Origin of the sequence: Rhodococcus sp. RD6.2 (assembly GCF_001040705.1) — a bacterium.
Classification (GTDB): domain Bacteria; phylum Actinomycetota; class Actinomycetes; order Mycobacteriales; family Mycobacteriaceae; genus Rhodococcus_G.
Map to the genome: position 1 here is coordinate 14332 of NZ_CVQP01000001.1, position 16623 is coordinate 30954.

Annotated in this window: 12 protein-coding genes; 5 read left to right on the plus strand and 7 right to left on the minus strand. The window is 69.6% G+C overall.

Annotated elements, in window-relative coordinates; all coding sequences use genetic code 11:
- Nucleotides 1–60 precede the first annotated feature (60 nt).
- Nucleotides 61–2649: an alpha-glucan family phosphorylase gene (gene glgP, locus RHCRD62_RS00070; RefSeq protein ID WP_050062659.1), complete on the plus strand. Its 2589-nt coding sequence runs from the start codon at nt 61–63 to the stop codon at nt 2647–2649.
- Nucleotides 2650–2655: 6 nt separating this feature from the next.
- On the opposite strand, the gene RHCRD62_RS00075 is transcribed toward glgP, so the two are convergent.
- From RHCRD62_RS00075 to RHCRD62_RS00090, 4 genes are all read right to left on the minus strand, one after another.
- Nucleotides 2656–3957: a PucR family transcriptional regulator gene (locus RHCRD62_RS00075; protein WP_050062660.1), complete on the minus strand. Its 1302-nt coding sequence runs from the start codon at nt 3955–3957 to the stop codon at nt 2656–2658.
- A 2-nt stretch (nt 3958–3959) separates the two neighbouring features.
- A complete protein-coding gene (locus RHCRD62_RS00080) occupies nt 3960–5393 on the minus strand; it encodes a phytoene desaturase family protein (protein ID WP_050062661.1) in 1434 nt (477 codons plus the stop codon).
- Nucleotides 5390–7204, minus strand: coding sequence for a DUF3556 domain-containing protein (locus RHCRD62_RS00085; protein ID WP_050062662.1), 1815 nt, complete (start codon nt 7202–7204; stop codon nt 5390–5392). The genes RHCRD62_RS00080 and RHCRD62_RS00085 overlap by 4 nt, the downstream gene beginning before the upstream one ends.
- Nucleotides 7205–7311: 107 nt before the next feature.
- The gene (locus RHCRD62_RS00090; protein ID WP_050063362.1) at nt 7312–8775 is read right to left on the minus strand and encodes a class I adenylate-forming enzyme family protein; all 1464 of its coding nucleotides are present in this window, start codon (nt 8773–8775) and stop codon (nt 7312–7314) included.
- A gap of 253 nt (nt 8776–9028) precedes the next feature.
- Between RHCRD62_RS00090 and RHCRD62_RS00095 the strand changes: the two genes are divergently transcribed.
- A complete protein-coding gene (locus RHCRD62_RS00095) occupies nt 9029–10450 on the plus strand; it encodes a lipase family protein (protein WP_216596599.1) in 1422 nt (473 codons plus the stop codon).
- On the opposite strand, the gene RHCRD62_RS00100 is transcribed toward RHCRD62_RS00095, so the two are convergent.
- The 3 genes from RHCRD62_RS00100 to RHCRD62_RS00110 are packed head-to-tail and all read right to left on the minus strand — an operon-like array spanning nt 10447 to nt 14478.
- Complete coding sequence (locus tag RHCRD62_RS00100) at nt 10447–12480, minus strand: ATP-dependent DNA helicase (protein WP_050062663.1); 2034 nt, start codon at nt 12478–12480, stop codon at nt 10447–10449. The two genes, RHCRD62_RS00095 and RHCRD62_RS00100, sit on opposite strands and share 4 nt — an antisense overlap.
- Before the next feature lie 9 nt (nt 12481–12489).
- Nucleotides 12490–13122 (minus strand): isochorismatase family protein, encoded by a 633-nt coding sequence (locus RHCRD62_RS00105; RefSeq protein ID WP_050062664.1) that lies wholly within the window; start codon nt 13120–13122, stop codon nt 12490–12492.
- A 24-nt stretch (nt 13123–13146) separates the two neighbouring features.
- Nucleotides 13147–14478, minus strand: coding sequence for a nicotinate phosphoribosyltransferase (locus RHCRD62_RS00110; RefSeq protein ID WP_050062665.1), 1332 nt, complete (start codon nt 14476–14478; stop codon nt 13147–13149).
- A gap of 115 nt (nt 14479–14593) precedes the next feature.
- On the opposite strand from RHCRD62_RS00110, the gene clpS reads away from it, so the two are divergent.
- The 3 genes from clpS (at nt 14594) to RHCRD62_RS00125 (ending at nt 16594) form a co-directional block, all read left to right on the plus strand.
- The gene (gene clpS / locus RHCRD62_RS00115) at nt 14594–14893 is read left to right on the plus strand and encodes an ATP-dependent Clp protease adapter ClpS (protein ID WP_137875312.1); all 300 of its coding nucleotides are present in this window, start codon (nt 14594–14596) and stop codon (nt 14891–14893) included.
- A 70-nt stretch (nt 14894–14963) separates the two neighbouring features.
- Nucleotides 14964–15539, plus strand: a complete 576-nt coding sequence (locus RHCRD62_RS00120) for an oxidative stress transcriptional regulator AosR (RefSeq protein ID WP_050062667.1) — start codon at nt 14964–14966, stop codon at nt 15537–15539.
- Nucleotides 15536–16594 carry a P1 family peptidase gene (locus RHCRD62_RS00125; protein ID WP_050062668.1) on the plus strand — a complete coding sequence of 353 codons (1059 nt, stop codon included), beginning with the start codon at nt 15536–15538 and terminating at the stop codon, nt 16592–16594. The genes RHCRD62_RS00120 and RHCRD62_RS00125 overlap by 4 nt, the downstream gene beginning before the upstream one ends.
- Nucleotides 16595–16623: the final 29 nt, after the last annotated feature.

Below are 16623 nucleotides of genomic sequence, written 5' to 3' on the forward strand. Positions count from 1 at the left end.
CGCCGGTCCTCCTGGTCACACGACAGGACCGAAAGCGGCCCGATCTGTAGTCTTCGCCAGGTGAAAGCCTTGCGTCGGTTCACCGTCCGCGCCCACCTGCCTGCCCGGCTGTCCGCTCTCGGGCAGCTGTCGACCAATCTGCGCTGGTCCTGGCACCCGCCCACTCAGGATCTGTTCGCGCGCATCGATCCGGAACTGTGGACGCAGGTTCGCCACGACCCGGTCCGGATGCTCGGTGAGGTCGCGCCCGGGCGGCTCGACGAACTCGTCGACGACGATGCCTTCGTCGCCGAACTGGACCGGCTCGAGGCCGACCTCGTCGACTACCTCGACCGCCCGCGCTGGTACCAGAACCAGCAGGCCAAGGGTGTGGACCTGGCCAGTGGGATCGCGTACTTCTCAATGGAGTTCGGAGTCACCGAGGTCCTGCCCAACTACTCGGGCGGCCTCGGCATCCTGGCCGGCGACCACCTGAAGGCGGCGTCCGACCTGGGAGTGCCGCTGGTCGGCGTCGGGCTGCTGTACCGGTCCGGGTACTTCCGCCAGTCACTGACCGCCGACGGCTGGCAGTCCGAGCACTATCCGTCGCTCGACCCGCAGGGGCTGCCCCTCCGCCTGCTCACGGAGCCGGAGTCGGGGGCGGCCGTCCTGCTGCACGTGGCGATGCCCGGCGGCCGGGTGCTGCGGGCGCGGGTGTGGATCGCGCAGGTCGGCCGGGTGCCGCTGCTGCTACTGGACTCCGACATCGCGGAGAACGACGCCGAACTGCGTGGGGTCACCGACCGGCTCTACGGCGGCGACCAGGACCATCGGATCAAGCAGGAGATCCTCGCGGGGATCGGTGGCGTGCGGGCGGTGCGCGCGTACACCCGGTCCGAGGGACTCGCCGACCCCGAGGTCTTCCACATGAACGAGGGACACGCGGGCTTCCTCGGCGCCGAACGGATCCGGGAGCTCGTGACGGGCACCGGCCTCGACTTCGACGAGGCGCTCGCCGCGGTGCGGGCCGCAACGGTCTTCACCACGCACACGCCGGTTCCCGCCGGAATCGACCGGTTCCCGCTCGACCTCGTCCGCCACTACTTCGCCGGAAGTGAAGGCGGCAACGACTCGTCGCTGCTGCCCGGTCTCGGCGTCGATCGCATCCTCGACCTCGGCAGGGAGGCCGATCCGTCGGTCTTCAACATGGCGCACATGGGCCTGCGGCTCGGCCAGCGGGCCAACGGAGTCTCGAAGCTCCACGGCATCGTCAGCCGAGGCATGTTCAACGGACTGTGGCAGGGCTTCGACACCGACGAGGTGCCGATCGGATCGGTCACGAACGGGGTGCACGCGCCGACGTGGGCGGCGCGGGAGTGGATGGACCTCGCACACCGCGCCGTCGGGCCGGAACTCGTCGAGGAGGCTCGTGGCTGGGAGCAGCTGCAGGAGATCGGTGCCGACGAGCTGTGGGCCACCCGCAACGCCCTGCGCGGGCAACTCGTCGACGAGGTCCGTCGCCGGGTACGGGCGTCGTGGGTCGAGCGGGGAGCGAGCGAAGCCGAACTGGGTTGGACCTCGGAGGTTTTCGACCCGAACGTGTTGACCGTCGGATTCGCGCGACGGGTGCCCACCTACAAGCGCCTCACCCTGATGCTGCGTGACCCGGAGCGGCTTCGCGCCCTGCTGCTCGACGAGGAGCGGCCGCTGCAGCTCGTCGTCGCGGGCAAGAGTCATCCCGCGGACGAGGGCGGGAAGGCGCTGATCCAGCAGGTCGTCCGGTTCGCCGACGACCACGACGTGCGGCACCGGATCGTGTTCCTGCCCGATTACGACATGTCGATGGCACGGTACCTGTACTGGGGTTGCGACGTGTGGCTCAACAACCCGCTGCGCCCGCTCGAGGCATGCGGTACGTCGGGCATGAAGTCGGCGCTCAACGGTGGACTCAACCTGTCGATCCGCGACGGGTGGTGGGACGAGATGTTCGACGGCGAGAACGGCTGGGCCATCCCGACCGCCGACGGCGTGCAGGACGAGACCCGCCGCGACGACCTCGAGGCGAACGCCATGTACGACCTGCTCGAGCAGTCGGTGCTGCCGAAGTTCTACGACCGTGGTTCCGACGGGGTGCCGGCGCGGTGGGTGGAGATGGTGCGGCACACGTTGCAGACGCTCGGCCCGAAGGTGTTGGCGTCGCGCATGGTTCGCGACTACGTCGTCGATCTCTACGCGCCTGCGGCGGCCGCGTCCAGGACCGTCGTCGCCGACAGCTATGCGGGTGCGAAGAGGCTTGCCGTGTATCGCGCGCGGGTCGCGGCGCAGTGGCCGGGCGTGCAGGTGGTGCAGGTGGACAGTTCCGGTCTCCCCGACACACCCGTGATCGGTGCCGACCTGTCACTGCGCGCCTACGTCCGGTTGGGCGAACTCGACCCGTCCGAGGTCACGGTGCAGGCCGTTCTCGGCGGGGTCGGGCCCGACGAGGACCTGACTGATGTGGTGACCGTCCCGATGACGCATGTCGGAGTCGAGGAACTCGGCCACGTGTACGCCGTCGACACGGCGTTGCCGTTGTCGGGAGCGGTCGGCTACACGGTGCGGGTGCTGCCGCACCACGAGCTGCTGGCGACCGACGCCGAGCTCGGGCTGGTCACGGTCCCGGCCGGGTAGCCGGGACTACCTCAGCACCTTCGCTCCGAGGTATTCGCACACCTGGAGGGCAAGGGCGAGGTCGAGCCTGCTGCGCGAGCCCGGACCGGTCGAGGGGTCGCCGAGTGCCTTCGCGATCCGGTACTTCACCGTGTTGCGGTGCAGGTTCATCTGCTGTGCCGTGTGGAGGTGGCTCTGCCCGGTCTCGAAGTAGGTGCTCAGCGTGGTGCGCAGTGTCGCGGCCTGCTCGGTGCCCTCGGCGAGCGGGCCGAGCACCTCCCACACCCAGGCCCGCGTGGAGTCCAGGTTTTCGGCGAGCAGCGAGACCACCGCGACACCGCGGTCACCGAAACTCACGATCGGCCGGTGCGCCATCGCGTGTTCGCTGGCAACGGAGTATGCAGCCAGTGCCTGCTCGTGCGAGCGGCGGAAGCCCGTCGACCCGGCCGCGGGCAGCCCGAGCGCGATCCGCGTGCCGGGCGACGGCGTGAGCGCTGCGGCGAGGGCGACCGAGTCGATCGCGGGTTGCCGACGCCCGAACGGCAGCCAGGCCCAGAGGGTTCGGCGGTCGATCGCGGTCACGATCGGGGCCGTGTCCGTGTGCAGTTGCGCGGCCAGTGCCCGCAGGCTGTGGTCGAGTGCGTTCAGGCTCGGGTCGTCGTCCCTGGTCGACCAGACGACGACCGCGACGTGGGTCTGCGCGAGCCGATAGTGCGTCTCGGCTTCGAAGGTGCCCTCATCGGTGCCGGAACCGTCGAGTAGGCCGTGAATCGTCGATGAATGGACGTTGCCCTGTGCGCCGATCCAGCGCCTGCGTTCCCGCTCGTACGCTTCGAACACGTACAGCGTGATCCAGTCGATGTAGCTGTAGATCACGTCCGAAAGATGTTTGAGCACAGCCAGAGTCAGTTTGGTGCTCAGGCCGAGTGAGGTGACCTCCTCGTAGCAGACACGCATGAGGTCGTCCTGGCCCATGTGGTACGCCCGCACCAGCGAATGCGACGACACCTCGCGCTGCGCCAACCGCAGCGCGTACTCGACTGCAGCGGTGGTCGGCTGCAGGTGTTCGACCGGTATGTCGTTGGCCAGCACGTCGACGATGGTGGCGACGTTGCCCGCCACGCTGGCCTCGAGAAGTTCCACGAGCTGCGGATCATTGTCGAGCTGGTCGATCTCGCGGGCGAGCAGCGCGCTCATCCCTCCGATGATTTCCGATTTTCGGGTGTCGAGGTCCCGCGCGATCGCTACTACGATCGCGCGGACCTCGCCGTCCGCGGGCGCGGGGACCCGCGCAGCCCGTGGCCGGGCCCGGTCGTCGCCTGCCGGCATGGTCACAGGACGTCGGCCCCCTTCCGCCGCAGGTGACGCAGGGCCGACTCGGCCGCGTTGTAGCCGCACATACCGTGGGCGCCCGCCCCAGGCGGTGTGGAGGCGGAACACAGGAACGTGCCGGGAACGCCGATGCTGTACGGGTCCAGCGCGATCCGCGGTCGCAGCACCACCTGCATCTCGCTGTTGGCGCCGCCGACGATGTCGCCGCCGACGTAGTTCGGGTTCGACGCCGCGAGCCGCGCCGGTCCGGCGGTGACCGTGGCCAGGATCCGATCACGGAAGCCGGGTGCGAACCGCTCGATCTGCGCGACGACGGCGTCGGTGGCATCGCCCGCATGACCGTGCGGGACGTGGGCGTACGCGTACACCGGGTTCAGCCCGTCCCGCGAGCGGGTCGGGTCGGCGACGTACTGCTGGCCGAGCAGGACGAACGGCCGCTGCGGCATCCGGCCGGCGGTGACGTCCCGCTCGGCTGCGGCGATGTCGCCGAAACTCCCGCCGAGGTGCACCGTCCCGGCTCGTCCCACGGCCGGATCGGTCCACGGAATCGGCCCCTCCACAGCGAAGTCCACCTTGAACGCGCCCGCGCCGTGCCGGAATCGGCGGTAGGCCCGGGCGACACGCGTCGGCACCCGGTCGCCGAGGACGTCGAGTGCCGCCGCTGGAGTCAGATCGAGTAGGACGACGTCGGCAGGTGGGATGTCCCGTTCGGACCGCACCCGGACGCCCGTGCTGATCTTCCCGCCGTGGTCGGTCAGCATCGCAGCGAGGGCGTCGGTGATCGCGCGGGATCCGCCCTCGGCCACCGGCCACCCGTACCGATGCCCGGCCGCCGCGATCATCAGCCCGACGGCCGAGGTCGCGGGCCGGTCGAGCCGGTAGTAGGCGTGGGCCGCCACCCCGCCGTACAGGGCGCGGGCCTTCTCCGTTCGCAGCCATCTGGCCGTCACCGTCGCCGGAAGCAGCGCGCGCGGCCCGAACGCGGCCAGCTTCAGCGGGTGCCGGGGGACACGGGCGATCGGCCGCATCAGGTCCGCGGCCAGATCGTCGAAGTTGACGGCCAGATCGCCGACGAGGCGCCGCCACCGTGGACCGTCGACCCCCAGTCCGTCCGCGGTCACCTCCACGGACCGGTGCAGTAGGCCTGCGTCGCCATCGTCGAGCGGATGTGCGCAGTCGATCTCGGGCCACCGCCACGTGAGTCCGTAACGGTCCAGGCCGAGCGCCTGCAGGTACGGCGAGCCTGCGCCCATCGGGTGGAACGCCGAACACTCGTCGTGGACCAGTCCGGGCAGGGTGAGTTCCGCCGAGCGGGCACCGCCTCCGATCAGGTCGGCGGCCTCGAGTACCTGCACGTCCACCCCGCTGCGGGCGAGGTGGACCGCGGCAGCGAGCCCGTTGGGCCCGCTGCCGACGACCACGGCAGTGCTCAAGGTCGCGCCACCGACTCGGTCCGGGGTGTGCTCTGCATCAGGGTCTCCTTCGAATCCGACTCCAGTGTCCACCTCACCTCGAACGGAATGGGGCCGTTCGGCAGCCACGGCTGCTCGGCGACCGCGTCGGCGACGCGGTAGGTGCCCCGTTCGATCACGCCGAGCGCGGCATCGATCACCCGGTACTCCTGCACGCCCTTGTGGATCGGCTGGGACTCGATCCAGGCGATCACGAACTCTCCGGGAGCGAAATTGCAGCGGCGCTGGAGTGCTGCGATCAGGTGTTCGTTGTGCAGGTGACCGTCGCCGAAATTGAACGCCACCAACGAGTTACAGCTGAACTCTGCCTCCCGCAGGGTGTAGGTGTCGATGTCGTCACCGAGGTGGTTGATCATCAGCGACAGCAGCGCACGGCCCTGGCTGTGCATCGACCTCCAGCCGAGGAGTTGATGCATCACGACGTCGGCGACCTCGGGCGGGTACGACGCGAGCAGCTGCGTGCGGGTGTTCTTCGTGGGCCGGGTGACGAACCGGTCGAGCTTGTCCTCGGCGCCGGGCGCGAACGCCCACGTCGCCGAGGCCCAGTTGCCCGCGTACTGCCGCATCGACGGCAGGAACGAGACCAGGTCGGGCCGCAGGTTGCCGAGGATCGGGAAGAAGACCAGTGCCGCGACCACGCCCGCGGTCAGCCACGGTGAGGACATGTCACCGAGCCCGTACCCGTTCCAGGTGGGGAAGCCCACGAAGAGGAACACCGAGGCGTAGGCGAAGAGCACGTTCCATTCGAGCGGCACCGCGAGCGGGAACGTGGACAGGATGAACAGGTGGAACGCGACCATCAGCACCACCGCGATCAGCGTCACCGTCCGGTTGGTGGAGAACAGCAGCACCAGCGGGGTGGCGACCTCGACGAGGGTGCCGAGGACGTGCGCGACGCCGCCCGCCGCCTTCGACGGCCGCAGGTCCTCCGGGAAGTTGCGGTAGTGAGCGCGTTTGATCGCCTTCGACGGTATCCACGGGGTGTTGCTCAGCATCGGCGGAACCACCATCGAGAAGTGGTGGCCGAGCTTCGAGACTCCGGCGCCGATCCACACGGACACGATGAGCAGCTTGAGCGCGATGATCATGTCCACGAACGGCAGCGTCGCGAAGAACACCATCGCAGGCAGGTACTGCTCGCTGCGGGCGGCGATGAAGATCACCTTGTCACGCAGTCCGAGCACGATCAGCAGCACGATGACCGGGACCACGGCCGCGGGACGCACCAGGCCCGAGTTGTCCGCAACCGCCGCATCGAGCGAGGCCGTGTGCACACCCGGAAGTACAAGCGACACCACGAGAGTGGCCAGCAGGCCGGCGTACAGGGCCACGTCGACCGGAGTGCGGGTGTCCCCGGAGGTGAGCGGGACCTTGCCGGGCCACGGAGGAAGCCGGATCGTCCCGGGTCGCAGCCAGTACAGGATGCCACCGGTCATCGGCGTGAAGTGGCCGGCCAATGGGCCCCACGAACCCGCCAGCCCCACCGATTCGAGCAGCACCGTCCACAGAATCAGCTTCTGGTAGACGATCGGGTCGTTCCACCACACTCCGACGTCGATCGGGTTCAACCCCGACGTCAGGGTCGCGATGGAGACGCCCGCGCCGATGTACACGAACAGCAGTTTGAGGATGTAGATCGTGTGCACCATCTTCGGGGTGCCGAAGCCGTGATCGACCCAGTGCGTCGACATGGCTCGAATCCGGTCGAGGAACGGGCGGTCGAGGAAGGTCGCCGGATCGACGTCAGGGAAGTTCCCGGTCTTGAATCCCATCGGATTCTCCTGGTTCTCTCGGGTTGTCGGGCTGCTGGGTGTTTCTCGGGTAGGGGGCATCGCCCCGGGTGTGCCCGAGGTCGATGTGGTGGGAGGTGTGGGTCGGGTCAGCCGACGTTCGCGGGGGAGTGGCGGCGACGCAGCGTCGGCTTGTCGATCTTGCCGACCGGGTTGCGGGGAAGCGCCTCGACCACGTGAATCTCCGTCGGCAGTTTGACCTTCGCGATCCGGTCGCGCAGGTGGTCGGTGAGCTCCGCCGCGGTCGCGGTCGCGTCCGGGTAGATCACGACGTAGGCGACCGGCACCTCGCCGTACAACTGGTGGGGTGCGCCGACGACGGCCGATTCGAGCACTGCCCCGTGCGTGGCGAGGGCGTTCTCGATTTCCTTCGGATAGATGTTCTCGCCGCCGCGGATGATCATGTCCTTGATCCGGTCGACGAGGACGAGATGGCCGTCCTCGTCGATCCTGCCGACGTCGCCGGTGTGCAGCCATCCGTCAACCACCGTGCGGGCGGTGTCATCGGGGCGCCCGAGGTAGCCGGACATGACATTCGGCCCCGCCACCAGGACTTCGCCGACGGCGCCTTGCGGGAGGAGTTCTCCGTTCGGGCCCGCGATCGCGATGCGCTGGCCGGGCAGGGCGGGCCCGACCGTCCCGAGCTTGCGGGGGCCGTCGACCGGATTGCACGTCGACGCGCACGTGCCCTCTGTCAGCCCGTAGCCCTCGACGACGACCAGGCCGAGCGTCGCCTCCGCGCGCTCGAGCAGTTCCTTCGAGATCGGCGCCGCGCCGCACACCCCGAACCGCAGGGACGACACGTCGCGGTCCGCGGCGCCCGGTTGGGAGGCCAGCAGCGCGTAGATCGTCGGCACCGCGGAGAAGTACGTCGGCCGGAGCCGCGCGACGTCGTCGAAGAATCTGGAAGCCGAGAAGTGGCCGGTGACACTGAGCTGACCGCCGACCCGCATCGGAGCGAGAAAGCTGACGCAGATCGCGTTCACGTGGAACAGCGGCAGCACCAGCATGCAGTGGTCGTCGGCGGTCAGCGTGAAGGTCTGCACCATCGCCCCGGTCATGTAGTGCAGATTGTCGTGGTCGAGCATCACGCCCTTCGGTCGTCCCGTCGAGCCCGACGTGTAGATCAGCAACGCGAGGTCCGCGCCCGCAGGCGGCGGCGGAGCGATCCAGCCCGGATCGACCACGAGCTCCATGTCCGCGACAGTGATCGTCGGCCGCCCGTCGGTGCGGTCACCCTCCTGGGCGGTGACCACGAGAACGGCTGCGGCGTCGTCGATCTGGTACTGCGCCTCGGTCTCGGTGAAGTTCGGATTGACGGGGGTCGCGGCGGCACCGAGGCGCCACGCCGCCATCAGTGCGACGAGCAGTTCGACCCGGTTGGGCAGCACGACGGCGACGGTGTCACCGCGGCGGAGTCCGGATCGGTGCAACTGTGCAGCGAACGCGTCGACCCGATCCGCGAACTCCCGGTACGTCAACTCGGTGTGGTCGTCACGCACGCAGGGTGAATCGCCGTGGTCGGCAACGGTGTCCCACGCGAAATAGCTCATGTTCACGACGTTCTCGCAATCCGTTCGGGGTGTGACCACCGACACTATTGACGCGGTGATGGGTGAGAAACGGCCTGCGAGGCCAGACTTCGCGCCGCGGTTTGTCCTCCCGGGACAAGTCGGGTGGTCGCGGCCAGGCCGTCGGGCGGCGCGGACCTGGTCAGTTGTCTTGGACAATTGTCCTGGTCACGGCCTGGACGTGGCGGATCGCGAATCCTAGGAATTGGACTGAAACTTGTTCTAGGTTCGGCTGATGCCATCCAACACACATCGAGGGTCCGCCCGGTCCGCCCGGGCCCTTGTGCGCGGCTGGCGAGGGCACGGCGTCCGTGCCCTCGCCGTCGCGGTCGTGGCCGCAGGTTCGCTCCTCCCCGCCGCGGCCCTCTCGCCCGCCGCAGCCACACCGAACCGCGTCGACGACTTCTACGTCCCGCCCGAAGGGTTCGCCGATGTCGAGCCGGGAACGGTCCTGCGCTCCCGCGAGATCCAGCCTTCGGCACTCCAACTGGTGCCGATGAAGGTGCGTGCCTGGCAGCTGCTGTACCGGACGACCGATTCGAACGGCAGTCCCTACGCCGCGGTCACCACGGTCCTCGAGCGCAACGGCGACAGCGCCCCCGCCGCCGTCCTGTCCTACGACAGCATGATCGACGCGATCGCCCCCGACTGCATGCCCTCGCGGGTGCTCCAGACCGGTGCGCCCTGGTTCAACGTCACGGGCGAGACCGGCCCCGTGGCCCTGTCGACGACGGCGAGCGAGGTTCCGATGATCGCCGCAGGCCTGGAACAGAACTGGGTGGTGTCGGTCCCGGACCTCGGCGGCATCGAGAATCGGTTCCTCACGCCCCGCGAGCCGGGCTACGTCGCTTTGGACGGCGTGCGCGCCGTCCAGAACTTCGAGCAGATCGACGCGGTGGATCGGAACACGCCTGCACTCTTCTGGGGCTACTCCGGCGGCGGGATCGCGACCAGCTGGGCTGCAGAGGTCCAGCCCACCTATGCGTCCGAACTGCGGGTGGCGGGGATGGCGATCGGCGCTCCGGTGCCGGACTTCGCTGCAGCCGTCCGTCAGGGGAACGGCTCCCTGGTCGCAGGACTCGTCGCGATCGGCCTGGCCGGGCTCGCGCAGGATTCCCCCGAGTTCACCACGCTGCTCGACAGGTACCTGACCCCCGCGGGCAAGCAGGCGGCCCTGGCAGCGGCGGCCGACTGCACGCCGCAGAACCTCCTCTCGTTCCCGTTCACCAACTTCGACAGCCTCATGACCGTGCCGTTGACGGAGGTGCTCGCCGACCCGTTGACCCGGCGACTGCTCGACGAGCGTGCACTGGGCACGACGGCGCCGACAGCGCCGGTCTACCTCTACAACGGCATCAACGACGAGCTGAGCACCATCGCGTCGGCCGACGGGCTCGTCGATCGGTACTGTCGCGGCGGGACCGCCGTCACCTACCAGCGAGACCCGTTCCCGAATGTGCTCTCGGCGCACACCGCGCTGTGGGCGCTGGGCGCGCCGGCGGCACTCGCGTGGCTCCGGGGGCAGGTCGACGATCCCGGCGCGACCCGCACGTGCACAACCCAGACCCTGTCCGCCATCTCGACACCCGAGGCGCTGGACACTCTGGGCCCCGACTACATCGGCGGCACGGTCAAGGCGATCCTCGACGGACGCTAGCCGCCGGCGAGCCTGGTAAGCGCCTTGCGCACGACCTCCGGGTCGGACGTCTCCCAGAACGGCGGCAGTGAGGCACGCAGGTAGCCGCCATACCGCGCCGTCGCCAGCCGCGAATCGAGTACCGCGACAACGCCTTTGTCATCCACGCTGCGCAGCAGTCGGCCCACGCCCTGGGCCAGCAGCAGCGCAGCGTGGTTGGCGGCGACCGCGAGAAAGCCATTGCCGCCGCGTGATTCGACGGCACGTTGACGCGCCGCGAGCAGCGGGTCGTCGGGCCGCGGGAAGGGGATCCGGTCCAGGATCACCAGTGACAGCGACGGGCCGGGAACATCCACGCCCTGCCAGAGTGACAGGGTGCCGAACAGCGATGTCGCCTCGTCCTCCGCGAACTTGCGCACCAGCTGTCCCGTCGCGTCCTCGCCCTGGCACAGCACCGGCGTGCTCAGGCGCGAACGCATCTCCGCAGCCGCTGCCTTCGCCGCCCGCGTCGACGAGAACAGGCCCAGGGTGCGGCCACCCGCGGCGGCGACCAACGCCTCGATCTCGTCGAGCACACGCGGGGTCAGTCCGTCGCGGCCCGGCGGCGGAAGATGCTTGGCCACGTACAGGATTCCGGCCTTGGCGTGGTCGAACGGTGATCCGACGTCGAGTGCGTTCCACTTGACCGTCGACTCGTCCGACGGCGCCTCAGTGGCCGTCGCCATCGCGGTGTCGCTGCGCACCGGCGCCTGAGCGGGCAGGCCCCAGTCCACGGCGAGACCGTCGAACGAGCCACCGACCGTCAGTGTCGCCGACGTCAGCACCACCGTCGACTCGTCGAACAGGCGCGAGCGCAGCAGACCACCGACGGACAGCGGGGCGATCCGCACGAGCTTGCCGCGACGCTCCTCGTCGGCGAGCCACACCACGTCCCGGCGCGTGGCGGGATCGGGTTCGTCGAATGCGGTCAGCACGCGAACCGCGCTGTCGTGCACCTCGTCAACCGCCGCGAGCGCGGCCGTCCGGGCCGCCGCCGACTCCGGGTCCGCCGCCGCCTGGCCCGGCCTGGACGGCCCGATGGCGGTGCGCACCGCCCACGCCGCATCGCGGACCAGCGCCAACGCCTGCCCGGCGCCGTCAGGCAGGTGCTCCCAGCGTCCCGCGGGCAGCTCGTCGAGGATCGCCGTCCACGCCTCGGACGACGCCTCCAGCCGGTCTGCATCCTGCTCCTCGACCAGCTTCCCGCAGCGCCGCGCTGCGGCGCTGATCGTTGCGGGCGCCAACTCCGCCGTTGCGACACCGGTGACGCGGTCCACGAGTTCGTGCGCCTCGTCGATCACCACCACGTCGTGTTCGGGCAGCACCGCGATCCCCGAGATCGCGTCGATCGCCAGCAGCGCATGATTGGTGACCACGATGTCGACCCGCGCCGACTCGAGCCGGGCCCGCTCCGCGAAGCAGTCCTCGCCGATCGGGCAACGCGCCTTACCGAGGCATTCGCGAGAGGTGACGCTGACCTGCCGCCACGCCTGGTCGCTGACGCCGGGCACGACCTCGTCGCGGTCCCCGGTCTCGGTGTCCGAGGACCACGCGGTCAGTCGCTTCACTTCGCGGCCCAGTCGTGACACCGCGAACGCGTCGAACAGTTCGGCCTCTGCGGCCGGCTCGTCCGCCATGCCGCTGTGCACCTTGTTCATGCACAGGTAGTTGTTGCGCCCCTTGAGGATCGCGAACCGCGGCTCCCGGCCGAGCGGCTTCTTCAGTGCCTTCGCCAACCGGGGCAGATCCCGGTCGACGAGCTGACGCTGCAGCGCGATCGTCGCCGTCGAGATCACCACCGTGCGCCCCGACTCCACCGCGTGCCGCACACTCGGCACCAGGTAGGCCAGCGACTTGCCGGTACCGGTACCCGCCTGCACAGCGAGATGCTCGCCCGACTCGATCGCATGCGCGACCGCCGATGCCATCGTCAGCTGGTTCCGTCGTTCGGCGCCGCCGAGCGCGTGCACCGCCTCGGACAGCAACTCTGGGACGGTGGGGAGTTCAGGCACCCGACAAGGCTACTGCCCGCGGATCGGCGTGCGCCCACCACTCGTACCGCGACGCGGCGGGGGAGCCGACCAGCCGACAAGGGTGACGCCCGCGTTCTGCATCGCGGTCAGGGCCGTCCGGACCGTGTCCGGCGACACCGCGGCCGTGTAGTCGAGCAGCACCCGTGTGTCGAAGCCCTCCCGGACCGCGTCCATCGCAGTCGCGCGCACGCAGTGGTCGGTGGCGATGCCGACGATGTCGACCGCGTCGATGCCGTGGTCCTGTAGCCAGTCCGTCAGCGAGTCACCGTCGTCCGAGGCTCCCTCGAATCCCGAGTACGCCGCCGCGAAGTTGCCCTTGCCGAACACCTCCTGCACCGCGGAGGTGTCGAGCGCCGGATGGAACTCCGTCCCCGGTGTCCCCACCACACAATGCGGCGGCCAGCTGTCCCGGTAGTCGGGGTTGTCGGAGAAGTGCGGCCCCGGATCGATGTGACGGTCCGCCGTCGCGACCACTGCCGCGTACTCGGGGCGGCCCGGCGACGCCAGGTACTCGGTGACGGCTTCCGCGACCGCGGCGCCACCGGTGACCGCCAACGATCCGCCCTCACAGAAGTCGTTCTGCACGTCCACGATCACCAGTGCCCGCGAAGTCCTCGTCATGACTCCATCCTTCCCCGTTTCGCGTCAGTCGACGAAACGGGTGGGAACAGCAGGATCACCGTTCGACAGCTTGAGGCCCTCCCACGGCAGGCTCACCAGATTCGACGCCACCAGGTCCCGCGCATCCGCCAGCCCTGGCAGGTCAGGCTCGAACTCTCCGTCGCGGACCATCGGGATCATCAGCGGTCGGCCGACGAGCCCCTCGACCACCGGAACCGCCGAGCCCGCGGGGTACACGACCTCCTCGACGATCGTCCCCGTCGGCCGCGCGAGTCGGACCGCGTCCTTGGTACCACCACGCGAGACCTTCTGGCTGCTGCGTTTGGCGACCGGGATCCCGTCCACCTCCACCAGCTTGTAGACCATGCCTGCCGTCGGCGCGCCCGACCCGGTGACCAGGGCCGTACCCACGCCGTACGTGTCGACCGGCTCGGCTCGCAACGCCGCGATCGCGTACTCGTCCAGGTCGCCCGAGACCACGATCTTCGTGTTGGTCGCGCCGAGCGAGTCGAGCTGCGCGCGGACCTGACGCGCCCATTCCCCGAGGTCACCGGAGTCGATGCGGACCCCGCCGAGTTCGGGCCCGGCCACCTCGATCGCCGTCCGGACACCCTCGGTGATGTCGTAGGTGTCGACGAGCAGCGTGGTGCCGACACCGAGTTTCGCAACCTGTCCGCGGAATGCCGCCGCCTCGTCGGGGCCCTCGTCGGTGGTGTGCAGCAGCGTGTACGCGTGTGCGCTCGTGCCTGCCCCGGGAACCCCGTGCCGGCGGACCGCCTCCAGATTCGAGGTCGCGTCGAAACCGGCCAGGTACGCCGCCCGGGAGCAGGCCACTGCGGCCTCCTCGTGCGCGCGCCGTGACCCCATCTCGATCAGCTTGCGGCCACCGGCGGCACTGACCATCCGCGCCGCTGCCGATGCGATCGCACTGTCGTGATTGAGGATCGACAGGACCAGCGTCTCGAGCAGAACGCACTCCGCAAACGTCCCCCGAACCGACAGGATCGGCGACCCCGGAAAGTACAGTTCGCCCTCGAGGTAGCCGTGGACGTCGCCGCCGAATCGGTAGTCGCGCAGCCAGGCGAGTGTCGCGTCGTCGAGGAAGCGCGACGCGACCGCCAGTTCGGGTTCACCGAAACGGAATCGCGCCAGCGCATCCAGCATGCGGCTCACGCCGCCGACGACGCCGTACCGGCGGCCGGCGGGCAGTTTGCGGGCGAACACCTCGAACGTGCACCGGCGATGCGCGGACCCGTCGGCGAGCGCCGCCGCCAGCATCGTCAACTCGTACTGGTCGGTGAGCAGTGCGGTACTGGTCGCGGGCGCAGACCACTGGGAGTTCGTCACCGGGCCCACCCTACGAGCACCACGGTATTGACCGCTCGGTGTTCAATTGGTCCGGATTGCGTCGTAGTCTGGAGTCATGGCTCCGCGCCCGTACCCCACGCTCATGGCCGTGCCGATGGCGAACATGCCGACCCCGGCACCAACCGTGCTGCCCGAGCAGGCCGAGGTGACGGACGAGGACGAGGCGCTCAACCGTCCCTGGGTGACCGTGGTGTGGGACGATCCCGTCAACCTCATGCACTACGTGACATTCATCTTCCAGAAGCTGTTCGGCTACAGCAAGGCCAAGGCCACGGATCTGATGATGCAGGTGCACAAGGAGGGCAAGGCCGTCGTGTCGTCCGGGTCTCGGGACAAGATGGAGCACGACGTCCAGCGACTGCACGCCGCCGGCCTGTGGGCGACGATGCAGCGGGACAGCTGACGGCGCCGGCCGTCGCCCGATATCACCGCCGATTCTCAGTTACGCAGGAAGGGTCACCAGGTATTTCGACGTGCGCACATGGAGCCGAAAGAACTCGCTGAGCGGGGTCAAGATCCGATCCGAGGTGGACGCACGTGAGGCCTCGGTCCTGCGATCGCTGGTGACGTCGGTCCTCGGCCTCCTCGCAGACCGAACAGCGTCCGCCCCGACGGACGACCTGGCCGAACTCACCGGCCTGCGAACCGGTAACCCGACCGCGCCGACCGATGCCACAGTCGCCCGCCTCCTGCCCGACTTCTTCGGAACCGGGCGTGACGCCGTCGACCCCGACTCCCGCGACGCCAACGACAACGGGGCGCTGCGCAGCCTCTACGAGCCCGACATCATCGATGCCAAGGTCGCGGCCGGCTCGACGATCCTGCGGACCGTTCCCGTCGAGGGCGGCAAGATCGTGCTCACCCCGGAACAGGCCGAGCAGTGGCTGTACGGGCTCAACGACATCCGTTTGGCGCTCGGCACAACCATCGGCATCGACGCGGACACCCCCGACGAACTCGACCCCGACGACCCGCGGGCGCCACACCTCGACGTCTACCACTGGCTGACGTGGATGCAGGACTCCCTCGTGCAGGTCCTGCTGCCGTGACGCGGAGGAGGGGGGCACTCACCGACGTCACGGGCCTGCTCGTCGGGCACCACCACGAACTCGACGACGACGCGACCCTCGGATCCGGTCGCGCGACCGGCTGCACCGTCGTCCTCGCACCGGACGGCGCCACTGCGGCCGTCGACGTGCGAGGAGGCGGTCCCGGCACCCGCGAGACGGACCTGCTGGACCCGAGTCACAGCGTCCAGAAGGTCGACGCGATCCTCCTCACGGGCGGCAGCGCGTACGGCCTCGCGGCGGCCGACGGGGTGATGCGCTGGCTCGAGGAACACGGCCGGGGAATCCCGATGGACGCAGACGGCCACGTCGTCCCGATCGTGCCGGGCGCGGTCATCTTCGATCTGCCGGTCGGGGAGTGGTCCGCCCGTCCCACCGCTGACCACGGCTTTCTCGCAGCCGACGCCGCCGGAGTCGACGTCGCTCGAGGCTCGGTCGGCGCGGGGACCGGGGCCCGCGCAGGAATCCTCAAGGGCGGCGTCGGCACCGCGAGTGTCGTCCTCGGGTCGGGCCCTGCCGCCGGGGTCACGGTCGCGGCGCTGGTCGTAGCCAATCCCGTCGGCTCGGTTTTCGATCCGGGAACCGGCCTGCCGTGGGGCGTCACGCCGACCGAGGCCGCCGAATGGGGGCTCCGAGTGCCCGACCCGGCAGAACTCGGGGCGGCGCTCGCGCTCGGCGACAAGGGCACCGTCCTCAACACCACGATCGGAGTCGTGGCCACCGATGCCCCGCTGGGCAAGGCCGCGTGCCGACGTGTCGCCGTCGCCGGACACGACGGGCTCGCACGCGCGATCCGGCCGGCCCACTCGCCGCTCGACGGCGACACCCTGTTCGCGCTCGCCACCGGTACGCGGGAGCTTCCGGCCGAATCTGCCGTGCCGCCGGCCTTCCCGGCGGACCTTCCCGCCCTCGCGGCGATCTGCACGGCAGCCGCGGACGTGGTCGCGGACGCCATCGTCGACGCCGTCCTCACCGCCACCGCCGTCGCCGGAATCCCCAGCTATCGGGACCGGTTCCCGTCGGCGTTCGACGTCTGACGAAGCCGCCGCCCGGTGTCGGACCGAGT

Coding starts and splice junctions, on each gene's coding strand:
- RHCRD62_RS00075 (WP_050062660.1), bottom strand. CDS start 3,957: ATGCCGGCAGGCGACGACCGGGCCCGGCCACGGGCTGCGCGGGTCCCC.
- RHCRD62_RS00085 (WP_050062662.1), bottom strand. CDS start 7,204: ATGGGATTCAAGACCGGGAACTTCCCTGACGTCGATCCGGCGACCTTC.
- RHCRD62_RS00090 (WP_050063362.1), bottom strand. CDS start 8,775: ATGAGCTATTTCGCGTGGGACACCGTTGCCGACCACGGCGATTCACCC.
- RHCRD62_RS00095 (WP_216596599.1), top strand. CDS start 9,029: ATGCCATCCAACACACATCGAGGGTCCGCCCGGTCCGCCCGGGCCCTT.
- RHCRD62_RS00105 (WP_050062664.1), bottom strand. CDS start 13,122: ATGACGAGGACTTCGCGGGCACTGGTGATCGTGGACGTGCAGAACGAC.
- clpS (WP_137875312.1), top strand. CDS start 14,594: ATGCCGACCCCGGCACCAACCGTGCTGCCCGAGCAGGCCGAGGTGACG.